General features: G+C 71.0%; 29 protein-coding genes. 11 read left to right on the top strand and 18 right to left on the bottom strand.

The window, feature by feature from the left end; genetic code table 11:
• From ABT367_RS32595 to ABT367_RS32580, 4 genes are all read right to left on the bottom strand, one after another.
• A partial coding sequence (locus ABT367_RS32595) for a GAF domain-containing protein (protein ID WP_352256877.1) occupies positions 1-856 on the bottom strand: 856 nt, incomplete at its 3' end.
• 85 nt (positions 857-941) lie between these two features.
• Entirely contained in the window at positions 942-2312 is a 1371-nt protein-coding gene (locus ABT367_RS32590; RefSeq protein WP_352256876.1) for an MFS transporter, read from the bottom strand.
• Between the two features lie 86 nt (positions 2313-2398).
• Complete coding sequence (locus ABT367_RS32585) at positions 2399-3190, bottom strand: 3-hydroxybutyrate dehydrogenase (protein WP_352256875.1); 792 nt, start codon at positions 3188-3190, stop codon at positions 2399-2401.
• 97 nt (positions 3191-3287) lie between these two features.
• Positions 3288-3875: a Type-2Aa cytolytic delta-endotoxin gene (locus ABT367_RS32580; protein WP_352256874.1), complete on the bottom strand. Its 588-nt coding sequence runs from the start codon at positions 3873-3875 to the stop codon at positions 3288-3290.
• Between the two features lie 225 nt (positions 3876-4100).
• Between ABT367_RS32580 and ABT367_RS32575 the strand changes: the two genes are divergently transcribed.
• The 4 genes from ABT367_RS32575 to ABT367_RS32560 all read left to right on the top strand — a co-directional run bounded on the left by ABT367_RS32575 (position 4101) and on the right by ABT367_RS32560 (position 6609).
• Complete coding sequence (locus ABT367_RS32575) at positions 4101-4331, top strand: hypothetical protein (RefSeq protein ID WP_187816383.1); 231 nt, start codon at positions 4101-4103, stop codon at positions 4329-4331.
• A gap of 173 nt (positions 4332-4504) precedes the next feature.
• Positions 4505-5497 (top strand): dihydroxyacetone kinase subunit DhaK, encoded by a 993-nt coding sequence (gene dhaK, locus ABT367_RS32570; protein WP_352256873.1) that lies wholly within the window; start codon positions 4505-4507, stop codon positions 5495-5497.
• 54 nt (positions 5498-5551) lie between these two features.
• Entirely contained in the window at positions 5552-6202 is a 651-nt protein-coding gene (dhaL, locus tag ABT367_RS32565; protein ID WP_352256872.1) for a dihydroxyacetone kinase subunit DhaL, read from the top strand.
• A complete protein-coding gene (locus ABT367_RS32560) occupies positions 6199-6609 on the top strand; it encodes a PTS-dependent dihydroxyacetone kinase phosphotransferase subunit DhaM (RefSeq protein WP_352256871.1) in 411 nt (136 codons plus the stop codon). The genes dhaL and ABT367_RS32560 overlap by 4 nt, the downstream gene beginning before the upstream one ends.
• A gap of 5 nt (positions 6610-6614) precedes the next feature.
• Here ABT367_RS32560 and ABT367_RS32555 read toward each other — a convergent pair whose 3' ends face one another.
• On the bottom strand, positions 6615-7325 hold the full coding sequence (locus tag ABT367_RS32555) for a GNAT family N-acetyltransferase (RefSeq protein WP_352256870.1): 711 nt from the start codon (positions 7323-7325) through the stop codon (positions 6615-6617).
• 98 nt (positions 7326-7423) lie between these two features.
• Entirely contained in the window at positions 7424-7840 is a 417-nt protein-coding gene (locus ABT367_RS32550; protein WP_352256869.1) for a winged helix-turn-helix transcriptional regulator, read from the bottom strand.
• Positions 7841-7948: 108 nt separating this feature from the next.
• On the opposite strand from ABT367_RS32550, the gene ABT367_RS32545 reads away from it, so the two are divergent.
• Positions 7949-8314, top strand: a complete 366-nt coding sequence (locus ABT367_RS32545; RefSeq protein WP_352256868.1) for a DoxX family protein — start codon at positions 7949-7951, stop codon at positions 8312-8314.
• 7 nt (positions 8315-8321) lie between these two features.
• Here ABT367_RS32545 and ABT367_RS32540 read toward each other — a convergent pair whose 3' ends face one another.
• The 3 genes from ABT367_RS32540 to ABT367_RS32530 all read right to left on the bottom strand — a co-directional run bounded on the left by ABT367_RS32540 (position 8322) and on the right by ABT367_RS32530 (position 9673).
• Positions 8322-8795 (bottom strand): NUDIX hydrolase, encoded by a 474-nt coding sequence (locus ABT367_RS32540; protein WP_352256867.1) that lies wholly within the window; start codon positions 8793-8795, stop codon positions 8322-8324.
• A gap of 69 nt (positions 8796-8864) precedes the next feature.
• Entirely contained in the window at positions 8865-9356 is a 492-nt protein-coding gene (locus ABT367_RS32535) for a GNAT family N-acetyltransferase (RefSeq protein ID WP_352256866.1), read from the bottom strand.
• Positions 9353-9673: an ArsR/SmtB family transcription factor gene (locus ABT367_RS32530; RefSeq protein WP_352256865.1), complete on the bottom strand. Its 321-nt coding sequence runs from the start codon at positions 9671-9673 to the stop codon at positions 9353-9355. Before ABT367_RS32530 ends, ABT367_RS32535 begins: the two co-directional genes overlap by 4 nt.
• 141 nt (positions 9674-9814) lie before the next feature.
• On the opposite strand from ABT367_RS32530, the gene arsM reads away from it, so the two are divergent.
• Entirely contained in the window at positions 9815-10624 is an 810-nt protein-coding gene (gene arsM, locus ABT367_RS32525) for an arsenite methyltransferase (protein ID WP_434975588.1), read from the top strand.
• An 18-nt stretch (positions 10625-10642) separates the two neighbouring features.
• Here arsM and ABT367_RS32520 read toward each other — a convergent pair whose 3' ends face one another.
• The gene (locus tag ABT367_RS32520) at positions 10643-11056 is read right to left on the bottom strand and encodes an arsenate reductase ArsC (protein WP_352256863.1); all 414 of its coding nucleotides are present in this window, start codon (positions 11054-11056) and stop codon (positions 10643-10645) included.
• Positions 11057-11231: 175 nt separating this feature from the next.
• On the opposite strand from ABT367_RS32520, the gene ABT367_RS32515 reads away from it, so the two are divergent.
• On the top strand, positions 11232-11543 hold the full coding sequence (locus ABT367_RS32515) for an ArsR/SmtB family transcription factor (protein ID WP_199548202.1): 312 nt from the start codon (positions 11232-11234) through the stop codon (positions 11541-11543).
• The gene (gene arsB / locus ABT367_RS32510) at positions 11543-12649 is read left to right on the top strand and encodes an ACR3 family arsenite efflux transporter (RefSeq protein WP_352256862.1); all 1107 of its coding nucleotides are present in this window, start codon (positions 11543-11545) and stop codon (positions 12647-12649) included. Before ABT367_RS32515 ends, arsB begins: the two co-directional genes overlap by 1 nt.
• An 80-nt stretch (positions 12650-12729) precedes the next feature.
• On the opposite strand, the gene ABT367_RS32505 is transcribed toward arsB, so the two are convergent.
• From ABT367_RS32505 to ABT367_RS32490, 4 genes are all read right to left on the bottom strand, one after another.
• Positions 12730-13221 (bottom strand): YybH family protein, encoded by a 492-nt coding sequence (locus tag ABT367_RS32505; RefSeq protein WP_352256861.1) that lies wholly within the window; start codon positions 13219-13221, stop codon positions 12730-12732.
• Positions 13218-14000: an alpha/beta fold hydrolase gene (locus ABT367_RS32500; RefSeq protein WP_352256860.1), complete on the bottom strand. Its 783-nt coding sequence runs from the start codon at positions 13998-14000 to the stop codon at positions 13218-13220. The genes ABT367_RS32505 and ABT367_RS32500 overlap by 4 nt, the downstream gene beginning before the upstream one ends.
• Before the next feature lie 198 nt (positions 14001-14198).
• On the bottom strand, positions 14199-14789 hold the full coding sequence (locus tag ABT367_RS32495; RefSeq protein ID WP_352256859.1) for a TetR/AcrR family transcriptional regulator: 591 nt from the start codon (positions 14787-14789) through the stop codon (positions 14199-14201).
• A 121-nt stretch (positions 14790-14910) separates the two neighbouring features.
• The gene (locus tag ABT367_RS32490; RefSeq protein ID WP_352256858.1) at positions 14911-15282 is read right to left on the bottom strand and encodes an ArsR/SmtB family transcription factor; all 372 of its coding nucleotides are present in this window, start codon (positions 15280-15282) and stop codon (positions 14911-14913) included.
• 111 nt (positions 15283-15393) lie between these two features.
• Here ABT367_RS32490 and ABT367_RS32485 point away from each other — a divergent pair, with 111 nt between their 5' ends.
• Together ABT367_RS32485 and ABT367_RS32480 are read left to right on the top strand one after the other, a co-directional pair.
• A complete protein-coding gene (locus ABT367_RS32485; RefSeq protein WP_352256857.1) occupies positions 15394-16746 on the top strand; it encodes an NAD(P)-binding domain-containing protein in 1353 nt (450 codons plus the stop codon).
• Between the two features lie 5 nt (positions 16747-16751).
• A complete protein-coding gene (locus ABT367_RS32480) occupies positions 16752-17993 on the top strand; it encodes an MFS transporter (RefSeq protein WP_352256856.1) in 1242 nt (413 codons plus the stop codon).
• On the opposite strand, the gene lnt is transcribed toward ABT367_RS32480, so the two are convergent.
• The 3 genes from lnt to ABT367_RS32465 all read right to left on the bottom strand — a co-directional run bounded on the left by lnt (position 17950) and on the right by ABT367_RS32465 (position 21103).
• Positions 17950-19554 (bottom strand): apolipoprotein N-acyltransferase, encoded by a 1605-nt coding sequence (gene lnt / locus ABT367_RS32475; protein ID WP_434975587.1) that lies wholly within the window; start codon positions 19552-19554, stop codon positions 17950-17952. The two genes, ABT367_RS32480 and lnt, sit on opposite strands and share 44 nt — an antisense overlap.
• A 91-nt stretch (positions 19555-19645) precedes the next feature.
• Entirely contained in the window at positions 19646-20200 is a 555-nt protein-coding gene (locus ABT367_RS32470; protein WP_352256855.1) for a hypothetical protein, read from the bottom strand.
• A gap of 117 nt (positions 20201-20317) precedes the next feature.
• Positions 20318-21103 carry a glutamate racemase gene (locus tag ABT367_RS32465; protein WP_352256854.1) on the bottom strand — a complete coding sequence of 262 codons (786 nt, stop codon included), beginning with the start codon at positions 21101-21103 and terminating at the stop codon, positions 20318-20320.
• A 57-nt stretch (positions 21104-21160) separates the two neighbouring features.
• Between ABT367_RS32465 and ABT367_RS32460 the strand changes: the two genes are divergently transcribed.
• The gene (locus ABT367_RS32460) at positions 21161-22345 is read left to right on the top strand and encodes a glycosyltransferase (RefSeq protein WP_352256853.1); all 1185 of its coding nucleotides are present in this window, start codon (positions 21161-21163) and stop codon (positions 22343-22345) included.
• Positions 22346-22355: 10 nt separating this feature from the next.
• Here the strand turns inward: ABT367_RS32460 and ABT367_RS32455 are convergent.
• The coding region (locus tag ABT367_RS32455) for a TerD family protein (protein ID WP_434975586.1) at positions 22356-23045 on the bottom strand (690 nt) is incomplete at its 5' end.

The following is a 23045-nucleotide window of genomic DNA, read 5'->3' as shown; positions in this document are numbered from 1 at the left end:
CGGCCACCTCGTCGGCGCCGCCGCCCCGCAGCACCAGGTCGGTGAGCTGGTCGTGGGCGGCTTCGGCGCGGCGCATCGCGGCACTGTGCGCGCTGATGGTCGCGGAGGCGGCGTTGAGGTCGTCGAGCGCGGCCCGGGTCTCCTCAAGCAGGCGCGCGCTGTCGATGGCGATCGCGGCGTGATCGGCCAGCGAGGACAGGAGGTTGACCTCCTGCGGCGAGAACGTGCGCGGGGAGCGGTCGGATGCGTACAGGACTCCGATCACCTTCGGACCGAGCATCAGTGGTACGCCGAGGATCGCGTGCAGCCCTTCCTCGGCCACCGCGCTGTCGATGGTGAACGTGTGCTTGAAGCGCGGGTCGTCCTGATAGTCGCCGGTCGCGTACGGGCGGGCGGTGTGCGCGACGAGCCCGCCGAGCCCCTCCCCCATCCCGAGGCGCAGCTGCTGGAACGCGGCGGACACCGAGCCGTCCGTGACGCGCATATAGGTGTCGCCCACGGTGTCGTCGTTGAGCGACATATAGGCGACGTCGGTGCCGAGCAGCAGGCGCGCCCGGTGCACGATCGCGCGCAGGACGGCGTCCAGATTGCGCAGCGCGGCGAGGTCGCTGGCGGTGTCGAACAGGGCGGTCAGTTCGGTCTCGCGCCGGCGGTGCTGGCTGAGGGTGCGCCGGATCCGCAGGGCCACCTCGGTGGCCGCGGAGATCTCGCCCAGTTCGGCGGGGCTCGCCCCGGCCTCGCGTGCCTCGGCGGCAGGCCGGGCGAACTCCTCGGCGCCAGCTCCCGAGGCGAGCAGGTCGAGGAGGCGGCGCAGGGCGGCGCCGCAGGTCAGGGGGTTGTCGCCGAGACCGTTCATGGCGGTGAGCATACGTTTCCCGTACGAGGCGGGGGCCCGCCGTGACGTGGCCGTTCTCGACGGCCGCACGGCGGGCCCGGGGCGGTCAGCCGTTCACCGGAGCGGGGACCTTCGCGTCGCTCTCGACGCTCACGCCGTCCTTGGCGAGGTCCCGGCCGAGGGTCTCCTTGGCGATCCACACCGTCACCGCGGTGACCAGCGCCGCGCCCGCCAGGTAGAGGGCGACGGGGGTGGAGTTCCCGTAGTCCTTGAGGAGTTCCACGGCGATGATCGGGGCGAGCGCACCACCGATGATCGACGCCAGCTGGGAGCCCATCGACGCACCCGAGTAGCGGACCTTCGTATCGAACATCTCGGAGATGAACGCGGCCTGCGGCCCGTACATCGCCCCGTGGAACAGCAGTCCGACAGTCACGGACAGGGCCATCACCGGGAAGGACTCGGTGTCGAGCAGGGCGAAGAACGCGAACGCCCACACCGCCATCCCCACCGCGCCGATCAGTGTCACCGGCCGGCGCCCGATACGGTCGGACAGGGCGCCCCACAGCGGGATGGTCACGAAGTGCACGGCGGAGCCGATCAGTACCGCGTTCAGGGCGGTGCTCTTGGGCAGTTCCAGGTGGACGGTGACGTAGACGAGCAGGAACGCCGTCAGGACGTAGTACGAGATGTTCTCGCCGAAGCGGGTGCCGATCGCGGTGAGCACCTCGCGCCAGCTGCGCCGGAACACCTCGACGACCGGCGCCTCGTCCTTGACGCCCTGCTCGGCGCGGGCCGCTGCCTTCGCCTGCGCTTCCAGGAAGACGGGCGATTCGGAGACGGAGATACGGATCCACAGACCGATCACGACCAGGACCCCGGACAGCAGGAACGGGATGCGCCAGCCCCAGGCCAGGAAGGCGGCGTCCGACTGCACTGCGGCCAGCAGCGCGAGCACACCGGTGGCGAGCAGGTTGCCGCCGGGTGCGCCGGCCTGCGGCCAGGACGCCCAGAATCCGCGCTGCTTGGCGCCGCCGTGCTCGGACACGATCAGGACCGCGCCGCCCCACTCGCCGCCGAGCGCGAAGCCCTGGATCAGGCGGAGCAGGGTGAGCAGGATGGGTGCGCCGACGCCGATGGTGGCGTGGGTGGGCAGCAGACCCATCGCGAAGGTCGCGCCGCCCATCATCATCAGGCTGATGACGAGGAGCTTCTTGCGGCCGATCTTGTCGCCGTAGTGCCCGAAGACCACGCCGCCGAGGGGGCGGGCCGCGAAGCCGACCGCGTAGGTGAGGAAGGAGAGCAGGGTACCGACGAGCGGGTCGCTGTCCGGGAAGAACAGGGTGTTGAACACCAGGGCCGCGGCGGATCCGTAGAGGAAGAAGTCGTACCACTCGATGGTGGTGCCGACGAGGCTCGCGGCGACGATCCGGCGGATCCCGCCGGGGTTGGGCGGTGCGGAGCTGACGCTGGTCATGGTGAGGCCACCGTTTCGGTCGGCTGTGCGGGGACGGGGGTGTGCGGGCTGAACTGGGGGATGCGGGCCGGACGGGGGTCGGGTGCCTAGTTGGCGCCCCAGCCGCCGTCCACGGGGAGGGAGGTGCCCGTGATGAAACCGGTGTGCGGGCCGCAGAGCCAGAGCACCGCCGCGGCCACTTCCTCGGGTTCGATCAGACGCTTGATCGCCGAGCGTTCCAGGAGCACCTCACCGATCACGGCTTCGGGGTCGATGCCGTGGGCCTGGGCCTGTGCGGCGATCTGGCCCTCGACGAGCGGGGTGCGGACGTAGCCGGGGTTCACGCAGTTGCTGGTGACGCCGTGCGGGGCGCCTTCGAGCGCGGCGACCTTGCTCAGGCCTTCGAGCCCGTGCTTGGCGGTCACGTACGCGGATTTGAAAGCACTCGCGCGCAGGCCGTGCATGCTCGAGATGTGCACGAGCCGGCCCCAGCCCTGCGCGTACATATGCGGCAGACACCGCTGGATCATCAGAAACGGCGCGGTGACCATGACCTTCTGCAGCAGTTCGAAGCGCTCGGGCGGGAACTCCTCGATCGGCGCGACGTGCTGCAGGCCGGCGCAGTTGACCAGGATGTCGATCTCGCGGGGCAGCGCGTGCAGTGCGGTGGGGTCGGCGAGGTTCACGGCATGCGCGATCCCGCCGGCCTCCGTGGCGGTCTCCTTGGCCGATTCGGCGTCCAGGTCCACGACATGGACCTGGGCGCCGGCCTCGGCCAGGGCCAGGGCACAGGCCCGGCCGATGCCGCTGCCGCCGCCGGTCACCAGGGCACTGCGCCCCGAGAGGTCCACGGCGGCGGCCGCGGCGAGGCCGGGCCGCCCGGAAAGTTGGCTCGTCATGGCGGGAAACGCTAGAGACACACCGTCCATCGGCCCATGTGTCGCGCGTCCACATATTCGGGGTTACGGGTGTGGGCGAGCGCTACCGCCGACCTGCTCAGACCTCGTGGCGCACGCTCACGGCGTCCAGCCGGACCGCGAACTGGGCCGTGTCCTCGAGCGTCAGCGCGAGCACCCGCTCCTTGGGCAGAGCGACCTCGATCCGTACGCAGAAGGAGACCGCGTACAGCGCGCCCTGGGTCTCCTCGTCCTGCAGCGCGAACAGCAGATCACAGGTGTACGCGGTGGAGTCCGGCCCGCTGTCGAGGAACCGCAGATGGGCGGCGCCCTCCTGGGAGCCGAGGCCGGTGACGCACTCCTCGAGTGCGCTCTCCACGCCGGCCCAGAACGCCTCGTTGGTGAAGGTGTCGACGAGTGCCTGGCGCACCCCTTCCTTCAGGGTGAGGACCATGACCTGCACGGGCGCGGTCTCGTGCACGCCGAATCCGGGGATCACCCGGACCACCCGGCTGTCGGGCAGGGCGCGCGCCGCCCGCTGTATCCGGCCGAACACCTCGGCCCGGGGCGCGGAGAGGGCCTCGGTGAAGCGGGCCTCGATCTCCTTGAGGGGCACGGCACTTGAGGGCTGTGTCTCCTGCACCGTCCTGTACCCGGCCTCGGCGTGGGTGCCGTTCTGCTCGCTCATCGCTCGCTCCTAGTCACGTGTGCCTGATCCCTGTCGCGCCCACCCGAGTGATCTTCGGGAGCGCTCAGTATGACGGGCCCCCATGGGTCGGGGATCGGCTGCCCGGGTGCCGGACAGAGCGGCAACTGCGCAGGTCGCGGGGCGTTGTCAGTGCCGTACGCAAGACTGGTCGGTCCGAGGCCTTCAGGGGGAAGGCCCGTGACCTTGCACGAAAGGGCAGTTGACATGACCGAGCTCGAACTTGTCGCAGCGCAGGCCTACATCCGCCTCCTCCAGACGGCACGCGCCGCGCTCGAGGATCCGCGCAGCGCGCCCATGGCGATCACTGTGCTCACTCCGCCCATGGCCGAGGCGGACCAGGCCCTTGCCGCGGCCGGACTCGCGGGCAATGAGCGCCGGTTGTTCGAGCTGGTGCATCAGGTGTGTCCGCGGTTGCCGGTGGATACGCCGGCCTAGGTGCGGGACGGCTCGCGGGCGGGGCGGCCGGGTCGGCGGTGGCCACCTGATGGTGCATCGGGTGTGATTCGCCCTGCCGCACCCGCTCCGCACCCGTGACCTGGCCGGGCTGCTGGCCAATACTGGGCACAGACCGGACGCGAGGGACACCCGACCTACTGAAGGCGGCCGAAATGAAGATGCTCATCAATGTGGCGGAGACAGTGGTCGCGGACGCGCTGCGCGGCATGGCCGCCGCCCACCCGGAGTTGACGGTCGACGTCGAGAACCGGGTGATCGTACGACGGGACGCACCGGTAGCCGACAAGGTGGGCCTGGTCTCCGGCGGCGGCAGCGGTCACGAGCCGCTGCACGGCGGGTTCGTGGGCCGCGGCATGCTCTCGGCCGCCTGCCCGGGCGAGGTGTTCACGAGCCCCGTGCCGGATCAGATGGTGCGGGCCGCGGCGGCGGTGGACAGCGGACGGGGCGTGCTGTTCATCGTGAAGAACTACACCGGCGACGTCATGAACTTCGACATGGCCGCCGAGCTCGCCGAGGACGAGGGCATCCAGGTCGCCAAGGTCCTCGTCAACGACGATGTGGCCGTCACCGACAGCCTGTACACGGCCGGCCGGCGCGGGACGGGCGCGACCCTGTTCGTGGAGAAGCTCGCGGGTGCGGCCGCCGAGGAGGGCATGCCGCTCGAGCGGGTCGAGGCGATCGCGCGCCAGGTGAACGAGAACTCCCGCAGCTTCGGCGTAGCGCTCAGCGCCTGCTCGACCCCCGCCAAGGGCAGCCCCACCTTCGATCTGCCCGCCGGACAGCTGGAGTTGGGCATCGGCATCCACGGCGAGCCGGGCCGTGAGCGGCGCGCGATGATGACCTCCGGGGAGATCGCGGAGTTCGCCGTGGACGCGATCCTCGACGACATGCGCCCGACGAATCCGGTGCTGCTGCTCGTCAACGGCATGGGGGCGACACCGCTTCTCGAGCTGTACGGCTTCCACGCGGAGGTCACGCGGGTGCTCGCCGCACGCGATATCGCCGTGGCCCGGGTGCTGGTGGGCAACTATGTGACCTCCCTCGACATGGCCGGTGCGTCGGTGACCCTGTGCCAGATCGACGAGGAACTGCTGAGGCTGTGGGACGCACCGGTCCGTACGCCCGCACTGCGCTGGGGAATCTGACCGTCCCCGCCGCACCGCACCGCACCGCACCGACCACCCCTGACAGGAGACCCTGTGCTCGACGCCGAGTTCTTCCGCCGCTGGATGACGGCGACCGCTGCCGCCGTCGACCGTGAGGCGACGCGACTGACCGAACTGGACTCGCCCATCGGCGACGCGGACCACGGCAGCAATCTGCGCCGCGGCTTCACCGCCGTCGCAACCGCACTGGACAAGGAGGCGCCGACCTCACCCGGGGCCGTCCTGGTCCTGGCCGGACGGCAGTTGATCTCCACGGTCGGTGGCGCGTCCGGCCCGCTGTACGGAACCTTGCTACGTCGCACCGGCAAGGAGCTGGGCGACGAACCCGAGGTATCCGCCGAGCAGCTGGCGGCCGCGCTGCGCGCGGGCGTGGAGGCGGTGGCCAAGCTCGGGGGCGCCGTCCCCGGCGACAAGACGATGCTGGACGCGCTCGATCCGGCGGTCGCGGCCCTGGCCACTTCGTTCTCGGCGGCCGCTCAGGCCGCCGCGGACGGCGCCGAGGCGACGGTGCCGCTCATCGCCCGCAAGGGCAGGGCGAGTTACCTCGGTGAACGCAGTATCGGGCATCAGGATCCGGGGGCCACGTCCTCGGCACTGCTGATCGCGGCGCTCGCCGAGGCGGCGGGCGCGGGCGGGACGGGCGGCGAGGGTGGGGCTGCCGGCGAGGGCGGGGCGGGCGCATGACCGAGTCGCCGCTGGTCGGCATCGTCCTCGTCTCGCACAGCGGTCCGGTGGCGACCGCCGTGGCGGACCTCGCGTCCGGCCTCGCCGGCGGGAAGGCCCTGGCCCCGGTCGCCGCCGCCGGCGGCACGCCCGACGGGGGCCTCGGCACCAGCGCCGACCTGATCGCCGCCGCGGCCCACTCGGTGGACCGCGGCGCCGGTGTCGCGCTCCTTGTCGACCTGGGCAGCGCGGTGCTCACGGTGAAGGCGCTGCTGGCCGAGGACGACGAACTCCCGCCCGGATCACGGCTGGTGGACGCCCCCTTCGTCGAGGGCGCGGTGGCCGCGGTGGTGACGGCTTCGGCGGGGGCGGATCTGGATGCGGTGGAGGCGGCGGCCCGGGAGGCCTACGCGTACCGCAAGGAGTGAGGCGCTCAGACCGCCGTCGGGCAGGGCACCTTCGCACCGACGAACCGGGTGATCCCCCGGCGGCGGAAGCCGAGCGACTCGTACAGGCGTATCGCGCCTACGTTCTCCGTCGACGCGTGCAGGAAGGGGATCTCGCCGCGCTCGCGGATGCCGAACGCCACCGCGCGTACGAGACGGGTGCCGAGGCCCTGGCCGCGGAAGTCCTCGTCGGTACAGACGGCGCTGATCTCGGTATAGCCGGGCGGGTGCATCCGCTCCCCCGCCATCGCGACGAGGCGGCCCTCGCGCCGTATGCCGAGATAGGTGCCGAGCTCCACGGTCCGCGGCAGGAACGGGCCGGGCTGTGTCCGGGCGACGAGGTCGAGCATCTCGGGGGCGTCCGAGGGGCCGAGCCGTACGGCTTCGAGGTCCGGGCGGGCGTCGACGGACTCGTCGACGAGCTGGACGCCCTGGCCTTCGAAGGTGATCTTCCAGTCGGCGGGCGGCATGGACCGCAGTCCGGGCAGCGCGACCTCGGCCCCGGGGCCGCGGAGCGCGGCGAGGTCGGCCCAGTCCTGGGCGTCGGGCTCATCGGGGAGGCCCTGCCACAGCGTCACATCCGAGGGGTAGCTCAGTGCACGGCCGTAGCGCTCGGCGAAGTGGGCGTGCGGGCCCAGGAGCGCGGCGTACGCCGGGTTGTCCAAAACGTGCTGGGTCACCGGCGGTGCGGTGGTCATGGGGCCTGCTCCTCGGTCCTGCCGTCAGCTCTGTGCGGACGCAAACAAAGACGGCAATCGTAAAGTACGACAGAGGATCAAGCGGAATCGGCCCCGGATTATTCCGTGGGCGGGCTCGGCCGGCCGTCGCCCGTATCGTGCGCGACCCGGCTCTCCATGATCCGCGCATTGTTCTCCATGGCCCATGCGGCCAGCGTCAACGCCGGAGGGATCAGGCTCTTGCCGAGCGGGGTCAGGGCGTACTCGACGCGCGGCGGCACCTCCGCGAAGGCCGTACGGGAGACGAGTCCGTCCCGGGCGAGGTGGCGCAGGGTCAGGGTCAGCATCCGCTGCGAGATACCCGGAATGTGCTGGTGCAGTTCGCCGAAGCGCATCCGCTTCTCGTCGAGGGTGGCCACGATCAGGAGCGTCCACTTGTCGCAGATCCGGTCGAGTACGGCGCGGATCGACTGGCCGCCGTCCCCGCGGATCATGCAGGTGTGCTCGTACGGCGTGCCCGGCTGCGCCTGCGACATGACAGCTCCCTGTGCGTCAGGCACATCCGTGTGCCTTTTGTAAGCGTCTCGACGCTGACTCATCATGAGGCCACTTCCTGCCCGTGACCCAGCTTCCAGGGGGCCCTCATGACCGTTGCCTATTGGATCGTCGGCGTACTGCTCGGCCTGTTCTACCTCTACTCGGGCGGCATCAAAGCCGTGCGGAGCCCTGAGAAGCTCAAGCCGATGATGGCCTGGGTCGACACGGTCCCGCTGCCGGCGCTCAGAGCGCTGGGGGTCGTCGAAGTCCTCGGCGCCCTGGGCCTGTTGCTGCCGCCCTTGACCGGCATCGCCCCATGGCTGGCCATAGCGGCCGCCGCCGGTCTTGTGCTGCTGCAGATCGGGGCGATGCGGCTGCATCTGTCTCGCGGCGAGGTGCGCGAGACCGGGCTGAACATCGCCCTGATCGTGCTCGCGGCGGCGGCCGTGTGGCTCGGGACCGTGTGGGTCTGAGGCCGGTTCAGACGGTGGGGTCGAACCAGGTGGGTTCGTCGAGCAGCGCCTGCTTGATACGGAACAGGCCGAACTCGTGGAGCGCAGGCAGTGCGTCCACGGAGAACCAGCCCACCTCGAGCGACTCCTCGTCGTTCACCCTTGCCTCGCCGCCGACGGCGCGGCAGCGGATCGTGATGTCCATGAACTGGCAGTGGTCGCCGTTGGGGTACATCGTCGGGTCGAGCGTCTGCACCAACACGACCCGCTCGGGTACGCAGTGGACGCCCGTCTCCTCGTACACCTCTCGTACGGCGCAGGCGGCGGGCTGCTCCCCGGGGTCGGGAATGCCGCCGATCACGGACCACTTGCCCGTGTCCGCGCGACGGCCGAGCAGCACTCTGCCCTCGTCGTCGAAGACGAGCGCCGTCACGCCCGGCAGGAAGAGGAGTTGATGGCCCGCGCTGGCCCGGATCTCGCGGATGAAGTCGGGGGTACCCATGCCCCGACCCTAACGCGCGGCTGATCTACGGTTCGGCCATGCCCACGGCGTGCCGGGGCCGGGCGGGGTTCAACTGATGGCGGGGCTGCGGCGTTCGACGAGGACCACGTCACGCCACCGGCCGTGCAGGCGGCCGATGCGCTCGCGCGTGCCGATGCGCCGGAAGCCGAGGCTCCGATGCAGCCGCAGGCTCGCCGTGTTCTCGGGGAAGATGCCCGACTGGATCGTCCAGATGCCGGCGGCCTCGGTCGAGGTCACGAGGGCACCGAGCAATCCGCGGGCGACACCTTGGCCGCGTGCCGCGGGGTGGACGTATACCGAGTGCTCCACGACACCGGCGTAGGCGCATCGGTCGGAGACGCGCGTCGCGGTGACCCAGCCCAGCACGTTCTCGCCGTCGGCGGCCAATGCGACGAAGCGGTGCTCGGGCATCTTGGCGGCATCGAATGCGCGCCAGATCGGGGCTTCGGTCTCGAAGGTGGCGTTTCCTTCGTCGATGCCCGACTGGTAGATGCCCAGGACCTGTTCCGCGTGGGCAGCGGTGAGTGCCGTGATGATCATGGCTGCCCCATGATGGCGCGCACCGCGGCCGGGAAGCACTCCAGGCAGGCGCCGTTGACCTCGTAGCGGGTCGAGGTTCCCTGCCGCTCGGCGAGTACGAAGCGGACCTCGGCCAGAATCCGGAGGTGGTGCGAAACGGTCGACTGGCCGATCGGCAGCCGCGCGACGATCTCGCCGACCGTCATCGCCCGCCGCTCGGCTGCGAGCAGGTTCAGCAGGCGTACCCGCATGGGGTCGGCCAGCGCCTTGAACCAGGCGGCATAGGTGGCGGCGTCCTCGTGGCTCAGCGGGCCCGGCTCACACTCGGTCTCATTCATCGATGATCGACGATAGTCGATCGATGTCACGACCGCACCCTCCTCTTCTTATTTCGACGCCCCTCTATGTTGACTCTCATCGAATCAACAGGCAGCCTTGATTTCACAGACGTCGAAACAATGGATCACCGAGGAGCCGACGTGAGCAAGAGCGAGCAGTCCGAACTGCTGGAGACCGTCCGCGCCGGATACGCGGCCGCCGCCTTGAAGGTGACCGGCGGAGGTGCGGCCTGTTGCGGCCCGGAGGGCGTCGAGATCGACGAGAACTTCGGGTCCGGGCTCTACGCGGCCACCGACCGCGAGACCCTCCCCGCCGAGGCCGTCGCCGCCTCGCTCGGCTGCGGCAACCCCCTGGCCGTCGCCGAACTCCGCGAGGGCGAGCGGGTGTTGGACCTCGGCTCGGGGGGCGGTATCGACGTCCTCCTGTCCGCTCGCCGTGTCGGCGAGAGCGGCAAGGCGTACGGCCTGGACATGACCGACGAGATGCTGGCCCTTGCACTGGCCAACAAGGAGAAGGCCGGCGCGACGAACGTCGAGTTCCTCAAGGGGACGATCGAGTCGGTGCCCCTACCCGCGAGCACCGTCGACGTCGTGATCTCCAACTGCGTGATCAACCTGTCCGTCGACAAGCCCGCGGTCTTCGCCGAGATGTTCCGCGTGCTCGCACCCGGCGGCCGGATCGGTATCTCGGACGTGGTGGCGGACGACGCACTCACTCCGGAGCAGCGGGCCGAGCGCGGCAACTACGTGGGCTGCATCGCGGGTGCGCTCTCCTTCGCCGAGTACCGCCAAGGCCTCGAGACGGCCGGGTTCACCGGCGTCGAGGTCACCCCCACCCACCAGGTCGCCGACGGCATGCACTCCGCGATCGTCCGCGCCACCAAGCCGCTCTCCGCCGCCGTGGTCACTGTCGCCGCACCGGCGCAGAGCGGGGGCTCCTGCTGCAGTTGATACGCCCGCTCTCCGCGATCAGACCGACTTCTCCGGCGCGATCTCTGCGATCAACCCCTCGACCAGGACCTTGATCTCGTCGCGGATGGGACGCACGGCCGCCACACCCTGGCCCGCCGGGTCCGCCAACTCCCAGTCCAGGTAACGCTTGCCGGGGAAGACGGGACAGGTGTCGCCGCATCCCATCGTGATGCAGACGTCCGACTCCTTGACCGCGTCCACGGTGAGCATCTTCGGCGACTCGGCGGAGATGTCGATGCCGACCTCGGCCATGGCCTCGACGGCGGCCGGGTTCACGGCGTCGCCAGGGTTCGAGCCGGCCGAGCGGACCTCGATCCGGTCGCCCGCGAGGTGGGTCAGCCAGGCGGCCGCCATCTGCGAACGGCCGGCGTTGTGGACGCAGACGAAAAGAACGGACGGCTTCTCGGACATCGCGGGTCTCTCTTGTCTCACGTGGATTTACGGCGCGGGGCGATCGATCGCGGATCCCACATCACGGACCACCTGTCGACGGCGACGATCGACCATCGGGGACCGCGGACCGCGGACCGCGTCTCAGGTCAGCAGCGAGTGGTATCAGCCACCACTGATGTGACAGTATCAGCCCATGATGACGTCAGCCACCACTGATCTGATCCGGATCATCGCCGATCCGCTCAGGCTTCAGATCGTGACCCTGCTCGCCCACGAGACCCTGTGCACCACCCACCTCGTGGAGGAGACCGGTGCCCGGCAGACGAACCTCTCCAACCATCTGCGCGTGCTGCGCGAGGCGGGCGTGGTGGAGACGGAGCCGTGCGGGCGCTTCACGTACTACAAGCTGAAGCCCGAGGTCATCGAGGCGCTTGCCGCCTCCTTCGGCGAGCTGGCCGCCACCGCGCGCACGACGATCGAGACGAACCGAAAGCGAGCCTGCTGATGACCGCGACCGAACCCGGCACCGCCTCACCGCCCAAGGGTGGCGAGGATGCCTCGATCGTCGCCAAGCTCTCCACACTCGACCGGTACCTGGCGGTGTGGATCCTTCTCGCCATGGCCATAGGCCTCGGCCTGGGCCGCGTGATCCCGGGCCTCAACGACGCCCTCGCCAAGGTCGAGATCGGCGGGATCTCGCTGCCCATCACCCTCGGCCTGCTGGTCATGATGTACCCGGTCCTCGCCAAGGTCCGCTACGACCGGCTCGACGCCGTCACCGGCGACCGCAGGCTGATGGCGTCGTCGCTGGTCATCAACTGGATCGTCGGGCCCGCGGTGATGTTCGCGCTGGCGTGGATCTTCCTGGCCGATCTGCCCGAGTACCGCACCGGGTTGATCATCGTCGGGCTCGCCCGCTGCATCGCCATGGTCATCATCTGGAACGACCTGGCCTGCGGCGACCGCGAAGCCGCCGCCGTGCTCGTGGCGCTCAACTCCGTGTTCCAGGTCCTCGCGTTCGGCCTGCTCGGCTGGTTCTACCTCGACCTGCTGCCCGGCTGGCTGGGTCTCGGCGAGGGCGAGCAGCTCGACATCTCGATGTGGAAGATCGCGCTGAACGTCGTCGTCTTCCTCGGCATCCCGCTGCTCGCCGGCTTCCTCACCCGCCGCATCGGCGAGAAGAAGCTCGGGCGCGAGTCGTACGAGTCCAAGTTCCTGCCGAAGATCGGCCCTTGGGCCCTCTACGGCCTGCTCTTCACGATCGTCATCCTCTTCGCGCTGCAGGGCAGGACCATCACCTCGCAGCCGCTGGACGTGGCCCGCATCGCGCTGCCGCTCCTTGTCTACTTCGCGATCATGTTCTTCGGCACGTTCGCGCTCGGCAAGGCGATCGGGCTCGCCTACGACCGCACCACGACGCTCGCGTTCACGGCGGCCGGCAACAACTTCGAGCTGGCGATCGCGGTCGCCATCGCCACCTTCGGCGTGACCAGCGGTCAGGCCCTGTCGGGTGTCGTCGGACCGCTCATCGAGGTGCCCGTCCTGATCGCACTCGTCTACGTGTCGCTGGCCTGGCGCAAGAAGTTCGCTCCGGCCAGGCTCAGGACGTGACGGCCTGAGCGCCACCTTCATGCTTTGCGGCCGCCCGGATGAGTACCGCTCCTCCGATGCCGCTTGAACAGTTGGTGGGTTCAGGCGCCTTGGATGGCGGCCTGGTAGGCAGCGAGGGCGTGCGGGTCGTCGATGCTGCCGTGATGGTGGAACTGCCGCCAGTGTCCGTCCTCATAGCGGAAATAGCGGCTGGTGCGGATGTGCAGCGGGACCGCAGCGCTGCCGGCAACGGTGTAGGTGCCTGTTTCGCGGCCTGCGAAGACGGCGTGGCCGTCGCCGATGTACTCGACGACGTCGCCGAAGGTGACCTCGACGCGGACGGACCCGGTGAAGATGGTCGCGTACAGGCCGGCGATGGCATCACCTCCGCGGAGGATTCCGCCGAGGGGGTTGTTGAGCTGGGCAAGCGAGTGGGTCGACCAGTTGCCGCGGAGCGCGTCGGCGTCCCGGTTGTTCAGGGAGTAGTAGAAGGACTCCAAGGCGGCGTGGGCGCCGCGCTCGGTCGGGTCGGTGGTCCCGGCGAGGCGGTTACGGGCGCCCGGTCCGTACTGTGGGTCGGCGTGGCGGATCATGCGTGCTCCTTGTCGAGGAAGTCGCGGACCAGGCCGAGCAGTTGGCCGGGCTGTTCGAGGAGGACGGCGTGGCCGCTGTCGAGCTCGGCGTACCGGCTCGACGGGATCGCGGCGTGGACCGCCATGGCGCGCTCGGCCGGGACCAAGTAGTCCTGGGTCAGGCCGATGACCAGGGTCGGCGCGATGATCCTGGGCAGCCGGTCGCGGAGGTCCAGGCGCAGGTCGAGGTCGATACGGCGGTCGGTGGCCGGTGGGAACGTGCCGCCGGCGAGCTGCGCGAGGCGGTCGTGGCCGAGGCCGCTGAGGAAGCGCGGCGAGAAGGCGACGGACAGGCCGTAGCGCAGGCTCAGTTCCGGGTCGACGTCCTCGAGCCGCCGCCAGGTCTCGAAGACCAGCCGGTGCCGGGGGTCCTCACCGTCCGCCCACGGGGCGATGAGCACCAGCCGTCTGATCAGTTCCGGGTGGTCGGCGGCGAGAGCGGCGGCCACCACCGCGCCGAGCGAATGACCGAGTAAGTCCACCGGCTCCTCAGCGGCCGTACGGGCGACCGCCGCCGCTTGTTGCACCAGCACCTCCAACTGGAGCGGTCCGTCAGGGATGGTGGAGGCACCCGAGCCCGCGTAATCCGGCGTGACCACCCTTCGGCCGGGAAAGCGCGGCGCGAGGTGACCGAAGGCCGAGGCGCCATCGCTGTTGGTGCCGTGCAGCAGGACGAGTCCGGGGCCGCTGCCGACGACGCTGTAGGGCACCTTTGTGCCGGCTGTCGAGATGACGGGCATCAGGGTTCTCCTTCTCGGCGGAGTGCGGCGTCGGGCACGACATGTGCGGCGAAGCGAGGCGCGACGAGGGCGGGCACGACATGTCCGGCGAAGCGAGGCGCGACGAGGGCGGGCACGACATGTCCGGCGAAGGCAGGCGCGACGAGGGCGGGCACGACATGTCCGGCGAAGCGAGGCGCGACGAGGCGATGCCCTGGCCTACGGCGAGCTGGAACGCCCCCCGAGCCCCTCGGCGTAAATGTTCGCCACCTCCCCCGTCCAGCGCGTGAGTCCGTCCGCGGAGAGCGGATCGAGGTCGAGGGCATGGATGAGGCGGTTCCGCAGCAGTAGCACCGCGAGATCGTTGACAAGGAGGAAGGCGGCACGCACGGACGGATCGTCACCGCTGGACGCGGTGCCCTCCGCCACCATCACCTGCAGCGCGTCTCGGCTTGCGCCGAGGAGACGCTCAAAGAGCCGCTGCCCGGCGGCGCTGTCCTCCACCAGGAGCCGCCCCAGATATTCGGGGACGGGAGAGTCGGGCGGCAACTGCCGTAGCAGCGCGTCGGCGGGTGCCGCGCGGGCGAGTTGGGCGATCAGCTCCTCCACGGTTGCCACGACATGTTGGTCGACGGCGTCACGCAGTCCGTCCTTCGACCCGAAGTGATGCATGACCAGCGCGGGAGACGCGCCCGCCGCAGCGGCCACCTGTCGCACCGTCACCCGCTCAGTGCCGCGTGCCGCGAAGAGGCGCAATGCCTCGTCCCGGATGACCGCGCGACCGGTCCGATCCTCACCGACTGAACGCATGTTCAGGATACTAAACAGACGTTCAGCCCGAAGGCAAGACGTCGGCCCCCGCGTAGCCGACCGCACCAGAACCCGCGCCGTAAACGCACCCCGGCACCGCACGCCCGGATACGCCGGGTGGTCAATTCCCCGCAGGCGCCAGCAAGTTGCCCATCGCCGTCACCACGGACGGCTCCACCCGGTAGTACACCCACGTGCCGCGCCGCTCGGAGGAGAGCAGACCCGCCTCCTTGAGCTTCTTGAGGTGGTGGGAGACCGTCGGCTGGGAGACCCCGACGTCGGAGATGTCGCATACGCACGCCTCGCCGCCCGGGTGCGAAGCGACCGCGGAGAACAGGCGCAGGCGTACCGGATCACCGAGCGCCTTGAACATCTTCGCGGTGCGCTCGGCCTCCTCGGCGGTGAACGTGCGCTCCGTCAGGGGCGGGCAGCAGGGCGTCGCGGCCTCGGCGGTCTCCGGCTCCAGGAGCGGCAGGCTCTTCATGGTGGACATGCCTCAAGCCTACCCAGGTATTCGACAAACATCTATGTTGACGTTCATCGAATCAGGTGCGATGCTGACGCCGAAGCCATCGACAAACGTCGAAACAAAGGGGACCCCGCCGTGAGTACGTCCACCACCACCCTGCCCGTCCTGGTCATCGGAGCCGGCCCCATCGGCCTGGCCGCCGCCGCCCAGCTCACCGCACGCGGTCTGGAACCCCTGGTCCTGGAGTCCGGTGCCTCGGCGGGCAGCGCGGTCCGCGAGTGGGCGCACGTCCGCCTCTTCTCCACCTGGGCCGAGGTCGTCGACCCGGCCGCCGAGAAGCTGCTCGCACCCACCGGCTGGGTCAAGCCGGACGGCGCCACCTACCCGACCGGCGGCGACTGGGCCGGGCGGTACCTGGAGCCCCTCGCCGACGCGCTCGGCGACCGCGTCCGCTTCGGCGCCACCGTCACCGGCGTCTCCCGTACCGGGCGCGACCGCGTGGTCGACGCCGACCGCGAGGAGCAGCCCTTCACCGTCCATGTCACCTACGCGGACGGGACCGAGGAGCGCCTCCTCGCCCGCGCCGTCATCGACGCCTCCGGCACCTGGTCCACCCCCGGTCCGCTCGGCGGCGACGGTCTGCCCGCCCTCGGTGAGCGCGCGGCCGCGGACCGGATCTCGTACCGCGTCCCCGACCTCCAGAACCCGGCTGTACGGGCCCGTTACGCGGGCAAGCGCACGGCGATCGTCGGCTCCGGCGCCTCCGCCTTCACCGCTCTGGCCTCCCTCGCCGAGCTGGCGAAGCAGGAGCCCGGCACCCATGCGGTATGGGTGCTGCGCCGCGGCATCAGTGGCAGCACCTTCGGCGGCGGCGAGTCCGACCAGCTCCCCGCACGCGGTGCGCTCGGCCTCGCGGCCAAGGCCGCGGTGGACAACGGGTACGCCACGGCCGTGACCGGCTTCCGTACGTACGAAATCGTCCACCAGGACGGACAGTTGGTGCTGGCGGGCGACGACGGCCGCCGCCTCGACCCGGTCGACGAGGTCATCGGCCTGACCGGCTTCCGCCCCGACCTCTCCTTCGTGGACGAGCTCCGCCTCGCCCTCGACGAGCGGCTGCAGGCCCCGGTCGAGCTGGCCCCGCTGATCGACCCGAACGTCCACTCCTGCGGCACGGTCTACCCGCACGGGGTCAAGGAGCTCTCCCACCCCGAGCAGGACGTCTACCTGGCCGGCATGAAGTCCTACGGCCGCGCCCCCACGTTCCTCGCGATGACCGGATACGAGCAGGTCCGCTCCATCGCCGCCGCCCTCGCCGGCGACCAGGATGCCGCGGAGCGCGTCGAGTTGACCCTGCCGGAGACGGGCGTGTGCGGCGGCGCGGGCCTGTTCGACGAGGCCACCCCGCAGGAGGGCCAGGCCGACGCGGGCTGCTGCGGCACCCCCGCCCTCGTCCAGCTCGGTGCGCCCGCTGCCGGCGGCTGCTGAGCAACGTGCCCAAGGCCCACACCGACGGGGCCGTGACCGGTACGCAGCACCGGTCACGGCCCCGCGCCGTCCTGCCCGCGCTGTGCGCCACGCAGATCACCGGCTGGGGAATCGTCTACTACGCCTTCCCGGTGCTGCTCCCCCGCATCACCGCCGACACCGGCTGGCCCACCGGCACGGCCACCGCCGCCTTCTCCCTGGCCCTGCTGATCTCGGCGGCTGTCGGCATCCCCGTCGGCCGCGTCCTCGACCGGTACGGACCGCGTGCCGTCATGACCGGCGGTTCCGTCCTCGCCACGGCCGCCGTCCTGATGGTCGCGAGCGCTCCCGGCCTTCCGCTGTTCTTCGCGGGCTGGATGCTCGCCGGTGCCGCCATGGCCGCGACCTTCTACCAGCCCGCCTTCGCCGCGGTGACCCGCTGGTGGGGTCCGGACCGCGTCCGTGCCCTGACCGTCATCACGCTCGCCGGTGGACTCGCCTCCACCCTCTTCGCCCCGCTGACCGCCGCCCTCGCCGCACACCTCAGCTGGCGCACCACGTACGCCGTCCTCGCCGTCATCCTGGCCGCCGTCACGATCCCCGCCCACGCACTCGCCCTGCGCGCACCATGGCCACCGGCCCCGGCGGCTCCGGCCCAACAGAGCGGCAGGAACGGGTTGGTTGCCCGCAGTCGCCCCTTCGTCCTGCTGGCCGCCGCGTTCACCCTCTCCGGTTTCGCGGTGTACGCGGTGGTGATCGGCATCGTCCCGCTGATGACCGAACGAGGTGCGACCCCCACCGCCGCCGCCTGGGCCCTCGGCCTCGGAGGCGCGGGCCAGACCCTGGGCCGCGCCCTGTACGCCACGCTCGCGAAACGCACCGGCGTCACCACCCGCACCGTCGCCCTGATCGCCGCGGGCGGCGCCACCACCGGGGCCCTGGGGCTCGTGCCCGGTCCCGTCCCGCTCCTGATCGTCCTGGCGGTCGCGGCCGGCATGGTCCGCGGCAACCTCACGCTTCTGCAGGCGACGGCCGTCGCCGACCGCTGGGGCACCGGCTCCTACGGCCGCCTCTCGGCGCTCCTTGCCGCACCGGCCACCCTCGCGGCTGCGCTCGCACCCTGGGCGGGCGCGAGTCTCGCCACCGCCCTGGGCGGCCATGCCGCGCTCTTCGTACTGCTAGCCGCAGCTTCGGCCGCCGCGGCGCTGCTTGCGGCCGCCGCCGTCACTTCTCGGCCGCGCCCCGTGCCCGCACCCGCCGTGCGATGACCCAGCCGATCCCGCCGAAGGCCACGGCGACCAGCGCCAGTTCGGGCGCGATGCCGAGCTTGGTGGCCGGGGTCTGCGACGAGCGCAGCGGCACCTCGGCGACCAGGGTGTCCGCGGTGAACCAGGTGGTGCGCTGCACGATCTCGCCGTCCGGCATGATCACGGCGCTGACGCCGCTGGTGACCGGAACGGTGACGGTGCGGCTGTGCTCGACGGCGCGGACCCGCGACATGGCGAGCTGCTGGTAGGTCATCTCGCTGCGGTCGAAGGTGGCGTTGTTGCTGGGCACGGAGATCAGCTGGGCGCCATGGGTGACCGTGTCGCGCACGGCCCAGTCGAACGCCGCCTCGTAACAGGTCGCGAGCCCCACCTCGGCGCCGCCCATGGTGAACACTCCGGGCTTGCTGCCCCGGCTGAAGTCCTTGCGGACCATGGACCCCCAGGCGGGGTTGATCATGTCGACCAGTGAGCGCATCGGCAGGAATTCGCCGAACGGCTGGATCTGCCGCTTGTCGTACGTCTCGGTGGGCCCCTTCACGGGATCCCAGAGAATCTGCTCGTTGAGCAGCCGGCCGTCGTCGGCCTCCACCACACCGCCGACGGAGATGGGCGCGCCCACGGCCTTGGCGGCGGCGTCGATATCGGCGTACGCGTCGGGGTTGCGGAAGGGGTCGATGTCGGAGGAGTTCTCCGGCCAGAGCACGAAGTCGGGCTTCTTCACCTTGCCCGCACGGACCCGCTCGGCGAGCCTCAGCGTCTCCTGCACATGGTGGTTGAGGACCTCCTTGCGCTGGGCGTTGAAGTCGAGTCCCGCCTGCGGGACGTTGCCCTGGATGACGGCGACCGTGGCGGTGCCGTTCTCGGCCGCGTCGGAGACCAGGGGCAGCGAGGCGACCGCGCCGACGAGCGGCACGGCGACGGCGGCGAGCGCCACGGCCGCGGTACCCCGGTGCAGGGTGCGGGTACGGCGGTACTTGAGGAACACCCGTACCGCCTCGTAGAGACCGAACCCGCAGAGCACCACGGCGAAACCGAGCACCGGAGTGCCGCCCAGCGCGGCCAGCGGCAGGAACACCCCGTCGGCCTGCCCGAAGGCGACCTTCCCCCAGGGGAAACCGCCGAACGGCGCCCGTGCCCGGGCCGCCTCGCCCAGGGTCCACACCGCGGCCGCCCACAGCGGCCAGCCCGGAAGCTTGGACACGGCGGCGATACCGACCGAGGTGACCGCGACGAACAGCGCCTCGATCGCGACCAGCGCGAGCCACGGACCGGGGCCGACCTCCACACCCGTCCACACGAGCAGCGGCAGCAGAAATCCGAGGCCGAAGAGGTAACCGCGGCCGAGCGCGCTCTTCAAGCCGCGGCCGCGCAGACACCACGCGAGCCCGGCGAACGCGGGCAGCGCCAGCCACCACAGGGTGCGCGGCGGGAAGCTCACGTAGAGGAGCACACCGCTGAGCGCGGCCGCCGCGGCGGGAACAAGCGCGCGCAGCAGCCGTCGGCCGCGCGGCTCGGGTGCGGGCGGGGTCTGCTCGCCGGTCGGGGCGATGGTGGCTGTCACGCCGCGGAGTCTACGGCGCGCGGCTGTGACCAGGCCAAGGGCGTCCGGAGAACCGGAGGTCAGGCGGTCCGCGCCTGGCGGACAGCGGACGTCAGGCGCCCTGTGCGGGACCGGCGGTGGGCAGCCTCAGACGTTCACGGATGAAGTGCACCGCGGCCTCGGCATCGTCGACCGTGACCGTGAACTTCCTTCCGTCGCCCAGGTTCAGGACCAGCCCCTCACCACGCCGTACGACCACGGCGGTGCCCTTCTCGGGACGCCAGCGGCAGCCCCAGCCGCCCCACTGCTGCGGCGTGATCTTGGGGGCGAACTCGGCGGCGACGACATTGTCGAGCAGGATGCGGCGCCGGGGCAGACCCATGTGCCCGCAGCGCACTTCGAGGGCTTCGGTGTCCACCCGTACCGCCACATGAACGAAGGCCAGGGTGCCGAAGAGCATCAGCAGTCCCGCGGCCACGCAGCCGACCACCGCCATCACCAGGGGCGCGAGCCCGGAGGTCCAGGGCGAGTCGACGGCCAGCTCGATACCGAGCGCCATGCAGGCCGCGCCGAAGCTGGCGAGCAGCCACTGCACACGGTTCGTGGCACGGCCGGTCCAGATCTCCGGCTGGGGCTGTGCGCCCCGCTCTTCGTGGGGGTCCCTCATGGCGTGAAGGCTACTAGTGTTCCGCTGCGAAGGCACGGGATCGCGGAGCGTGACATTCAGTTGTGCGACCCATGTATCCCATGGGTCCTGCCCAGGTGCCCCATGGGTCCTGCGGACTCAGCGCGCGGCGCTGGCGACCCTGAGCCGGCGGCCTTCCGCGTACGCGAGCGCGGCCGCGGGGAGGTCGCCCTCCCGGCCGGTGAGCAGCACGGTCAGCGACCCCGTGGCGGAGGCGTCCGGTGCGGGCTCGAGGTGGATACGGCGCAGGGCCTGGGCGGCGACGGCGCCGGCACTGCCGTGCAGGGCGAGGGGCGCGTCGCCGGGCTGCTGCACGGCGGCGCGGATACGCTCCGCGACCAGCTCGTAGTGGGTGCAGCCGAGGACGACGGCGCGCACGTTCTTCGGCGTGAGGGCAGCTGCCGCGGCGATCGCCCGGTCGATGGCCGCCTCGTCGGCGTGCTCGACGGCGTCGGCGAGACCGGGGCAGGGCACTTCGGTGACGTCGACTCCGGCCGCGAACTCGCCGATCAGGGCCCGCTGGTACGGGCTGCCGGTGGTGGCGGGCGTGGCCCAGATCGCGACGGGTCCGCCGCCCGCGGCGGCGGGCTTGATGGCGGGGACGGTGCCGATCACCGGGATCTGCGGTTCCAGCCGGGCGCGCAGGGCGGGCAGTGCGTGCACGGAGGCCGTGTTGCAGCCGACGATCAGTGCGTCGGGCTGCCGGACCGCAGCCGCCTCGGCGCAGGCGAGCGCCCGGGCGGTGAGGTCTTCGTGGGTGCGCAGGCCCCAGGGCATTCCCTCGGGGTCGCAGGTCAGCACGAGATCGGCGTCCGGCCGCAGGCGCCGTACCGCGGCGGCGGCGGGGAGCAGGCCGATTCCGGAGTCCAGGAGCGCGATCTTCACCCGGCCACCATAGATGATTGCGCCCTTGCGGCCCTGGTGTGGGGCATCATCGCGTGGATGAGCGCACTCGCTTGGACCGCCGCCGCGTCGCTGGCCGCCTGGCTGTGGCTGCTGCTCGCGCAGGGCTTCTTCTGGCGTACGGATATCAGGCTGCCCGCCCGCCGGGATCCCGCGACCTGGCCCTCGGTGGCCCTGGTCGTGCCGGCCAGGGACGAGGCCGCGGTGCTCCCGCTCAGCCTTCCGTCGCTTCTCAAGCAGGACTATCCCGGTGAGGCGCGGATCTTCCTCGTGGACGATTCCAGCTCGGACGGCACCGGGGAGCTGGCCCGTACCCTCGCCTCTCAGCACGGCGGGCTTCCGCTGACCGTGACGACGCCGGGCGAACCGCCGGCCGGCTGGACGGGGAAGCTGTGGGCGGTGCGGCACGGGATCGCGGAGGCACGCGGCACCCAACAGCCCGAATACCTGCTGCTCACCGATGCGGACATCTCCCATGAGCCGGACAGTCTGCGGGAGTTGGTGGCGGCCGCCCATGGCTCCGGGTTCGATCTCGTCTCGCAGATGGCGCGGCTGCGGGCCGCGAGCGTCTGGGAGCGGCTGATCGTTCCGGCGTTCGTCTACTTCTTCGCGCAGCTGTACCCGTTCCGCCGGATCGCCGTGGACGGGTCGCGGACGGCGGCCGCGGCAGGCGGGTGCGTGCTGCTGCGCGACGAGGCCGCGGCCCGCGCAGAGGTGCCGGAGTCCATCCGGCACGCCGTGATCGACGATGTGGCCCTTGCGCGGGCGGTGAAGTCGAGGGGCGGCCGGATCTGGCTGGGGCTCGCCGACAAGGTGGACAGCGTCCGCCCGTACCCACGGCTCGGTGATCTGTGGCGGATGGTCTCGCGCAGCGCGTACGCGCAGTTGCGCCACCAGCCGCTGTTGCTGCTCGGGACGGTCGCGGGCCTGCTGCTCGTGTACGTGGTGCCCCCGGCGGGTCTGCTCCTGGCGCTCGCCCGCGGGGACGGGCCGGCCGCATGGGCGGCCGGCCTGGCGTGGCTGGTGATGACGGCCACGTATGTCCCGATGCTTCGCTACTACCGGCAGCCGCTCTGGCTCGCGCCGTTGCTGCCGGGGACGGCGGTGCTGTATCTGCTGATGACCGTGGACTCGGCCGTGCAGCACTACCGGGGACGCGGGGCCGCGTGGAAGGGCCGCACCTATGCGCGGCCCGACCGTACGGAACCCGCCCCCGACCGGTGACGAGGCGTCGCTACTTGCGGCCCGGGGTCCAGTCGAGGCCCCAGCCGTACGCGTAGTCGACGGTGCGCTGCGGGCTGACGCCGCGCTCGGGGACCAGGAAGCGGGACTCGCGGCGGACGAGCAGATCGCCGTGCTCGTTGGTGAGCAGGGCCAGGGCGCAGACCGTCGACGGAACCGTGCACTCGTCCAGCGAGAAGTCGATGGACGCACCGTGCTGCGGGGTCAGCGTCACCGTCGCGTTGAGGTCGGCGAAGCTGCGGGCACCCTCGTAGATCGTGACGAAGATCAGGATGCGCCGGAAGGCGTTCTTGTGGTCGAGGTTGATCGACATGTTCTCGCCCGAGGCGTTGGCGCCCGTGCGGTCGTCGCCGTCGAGATGGATGAACGGCGGGCGGTCGAGCGCTCCGAAGGCGTTGCCGAGCGCCTGGATCACGCCCTTGCGGCCGTCGGAGAGTTCGTAGAGGGCGCACAGGTCCAGGTCGAGGTCCGAGTGCATGGCGACGGCGCGGCCCAGCTTGGCGCCCCAGCCCTTGAACTGCTTGCGCACCTCCCAGTTGAGGTTGATGCGCATCCCGCCCGAGGTGCCGCCCTGCTTGGTGAGCGAGACGGTGGGCGCGTTCTTGGTGAGCGTCACCTTGGTGAGCTGGACGGGAGCGGGCGCGGCCGGCGGGGCGGCCGGGGGCGGCGGGGCGGCCGCGGG

The organism is Streptomyces mesophilus, assembly GCF_040300965.1.
Taxonomy (GTDB): Bacteria; Actinomycetota; Actinomycetes; order Streptomycetales; family Streptomycetaceae; genus Streptomyces; species Streptomyces mesophilus_A.
The sequence above is the reverse complement of the archived record's forward strand: the minus strand, read 5'-3'. Positions and strand labels throughout refer to the sequence as shown.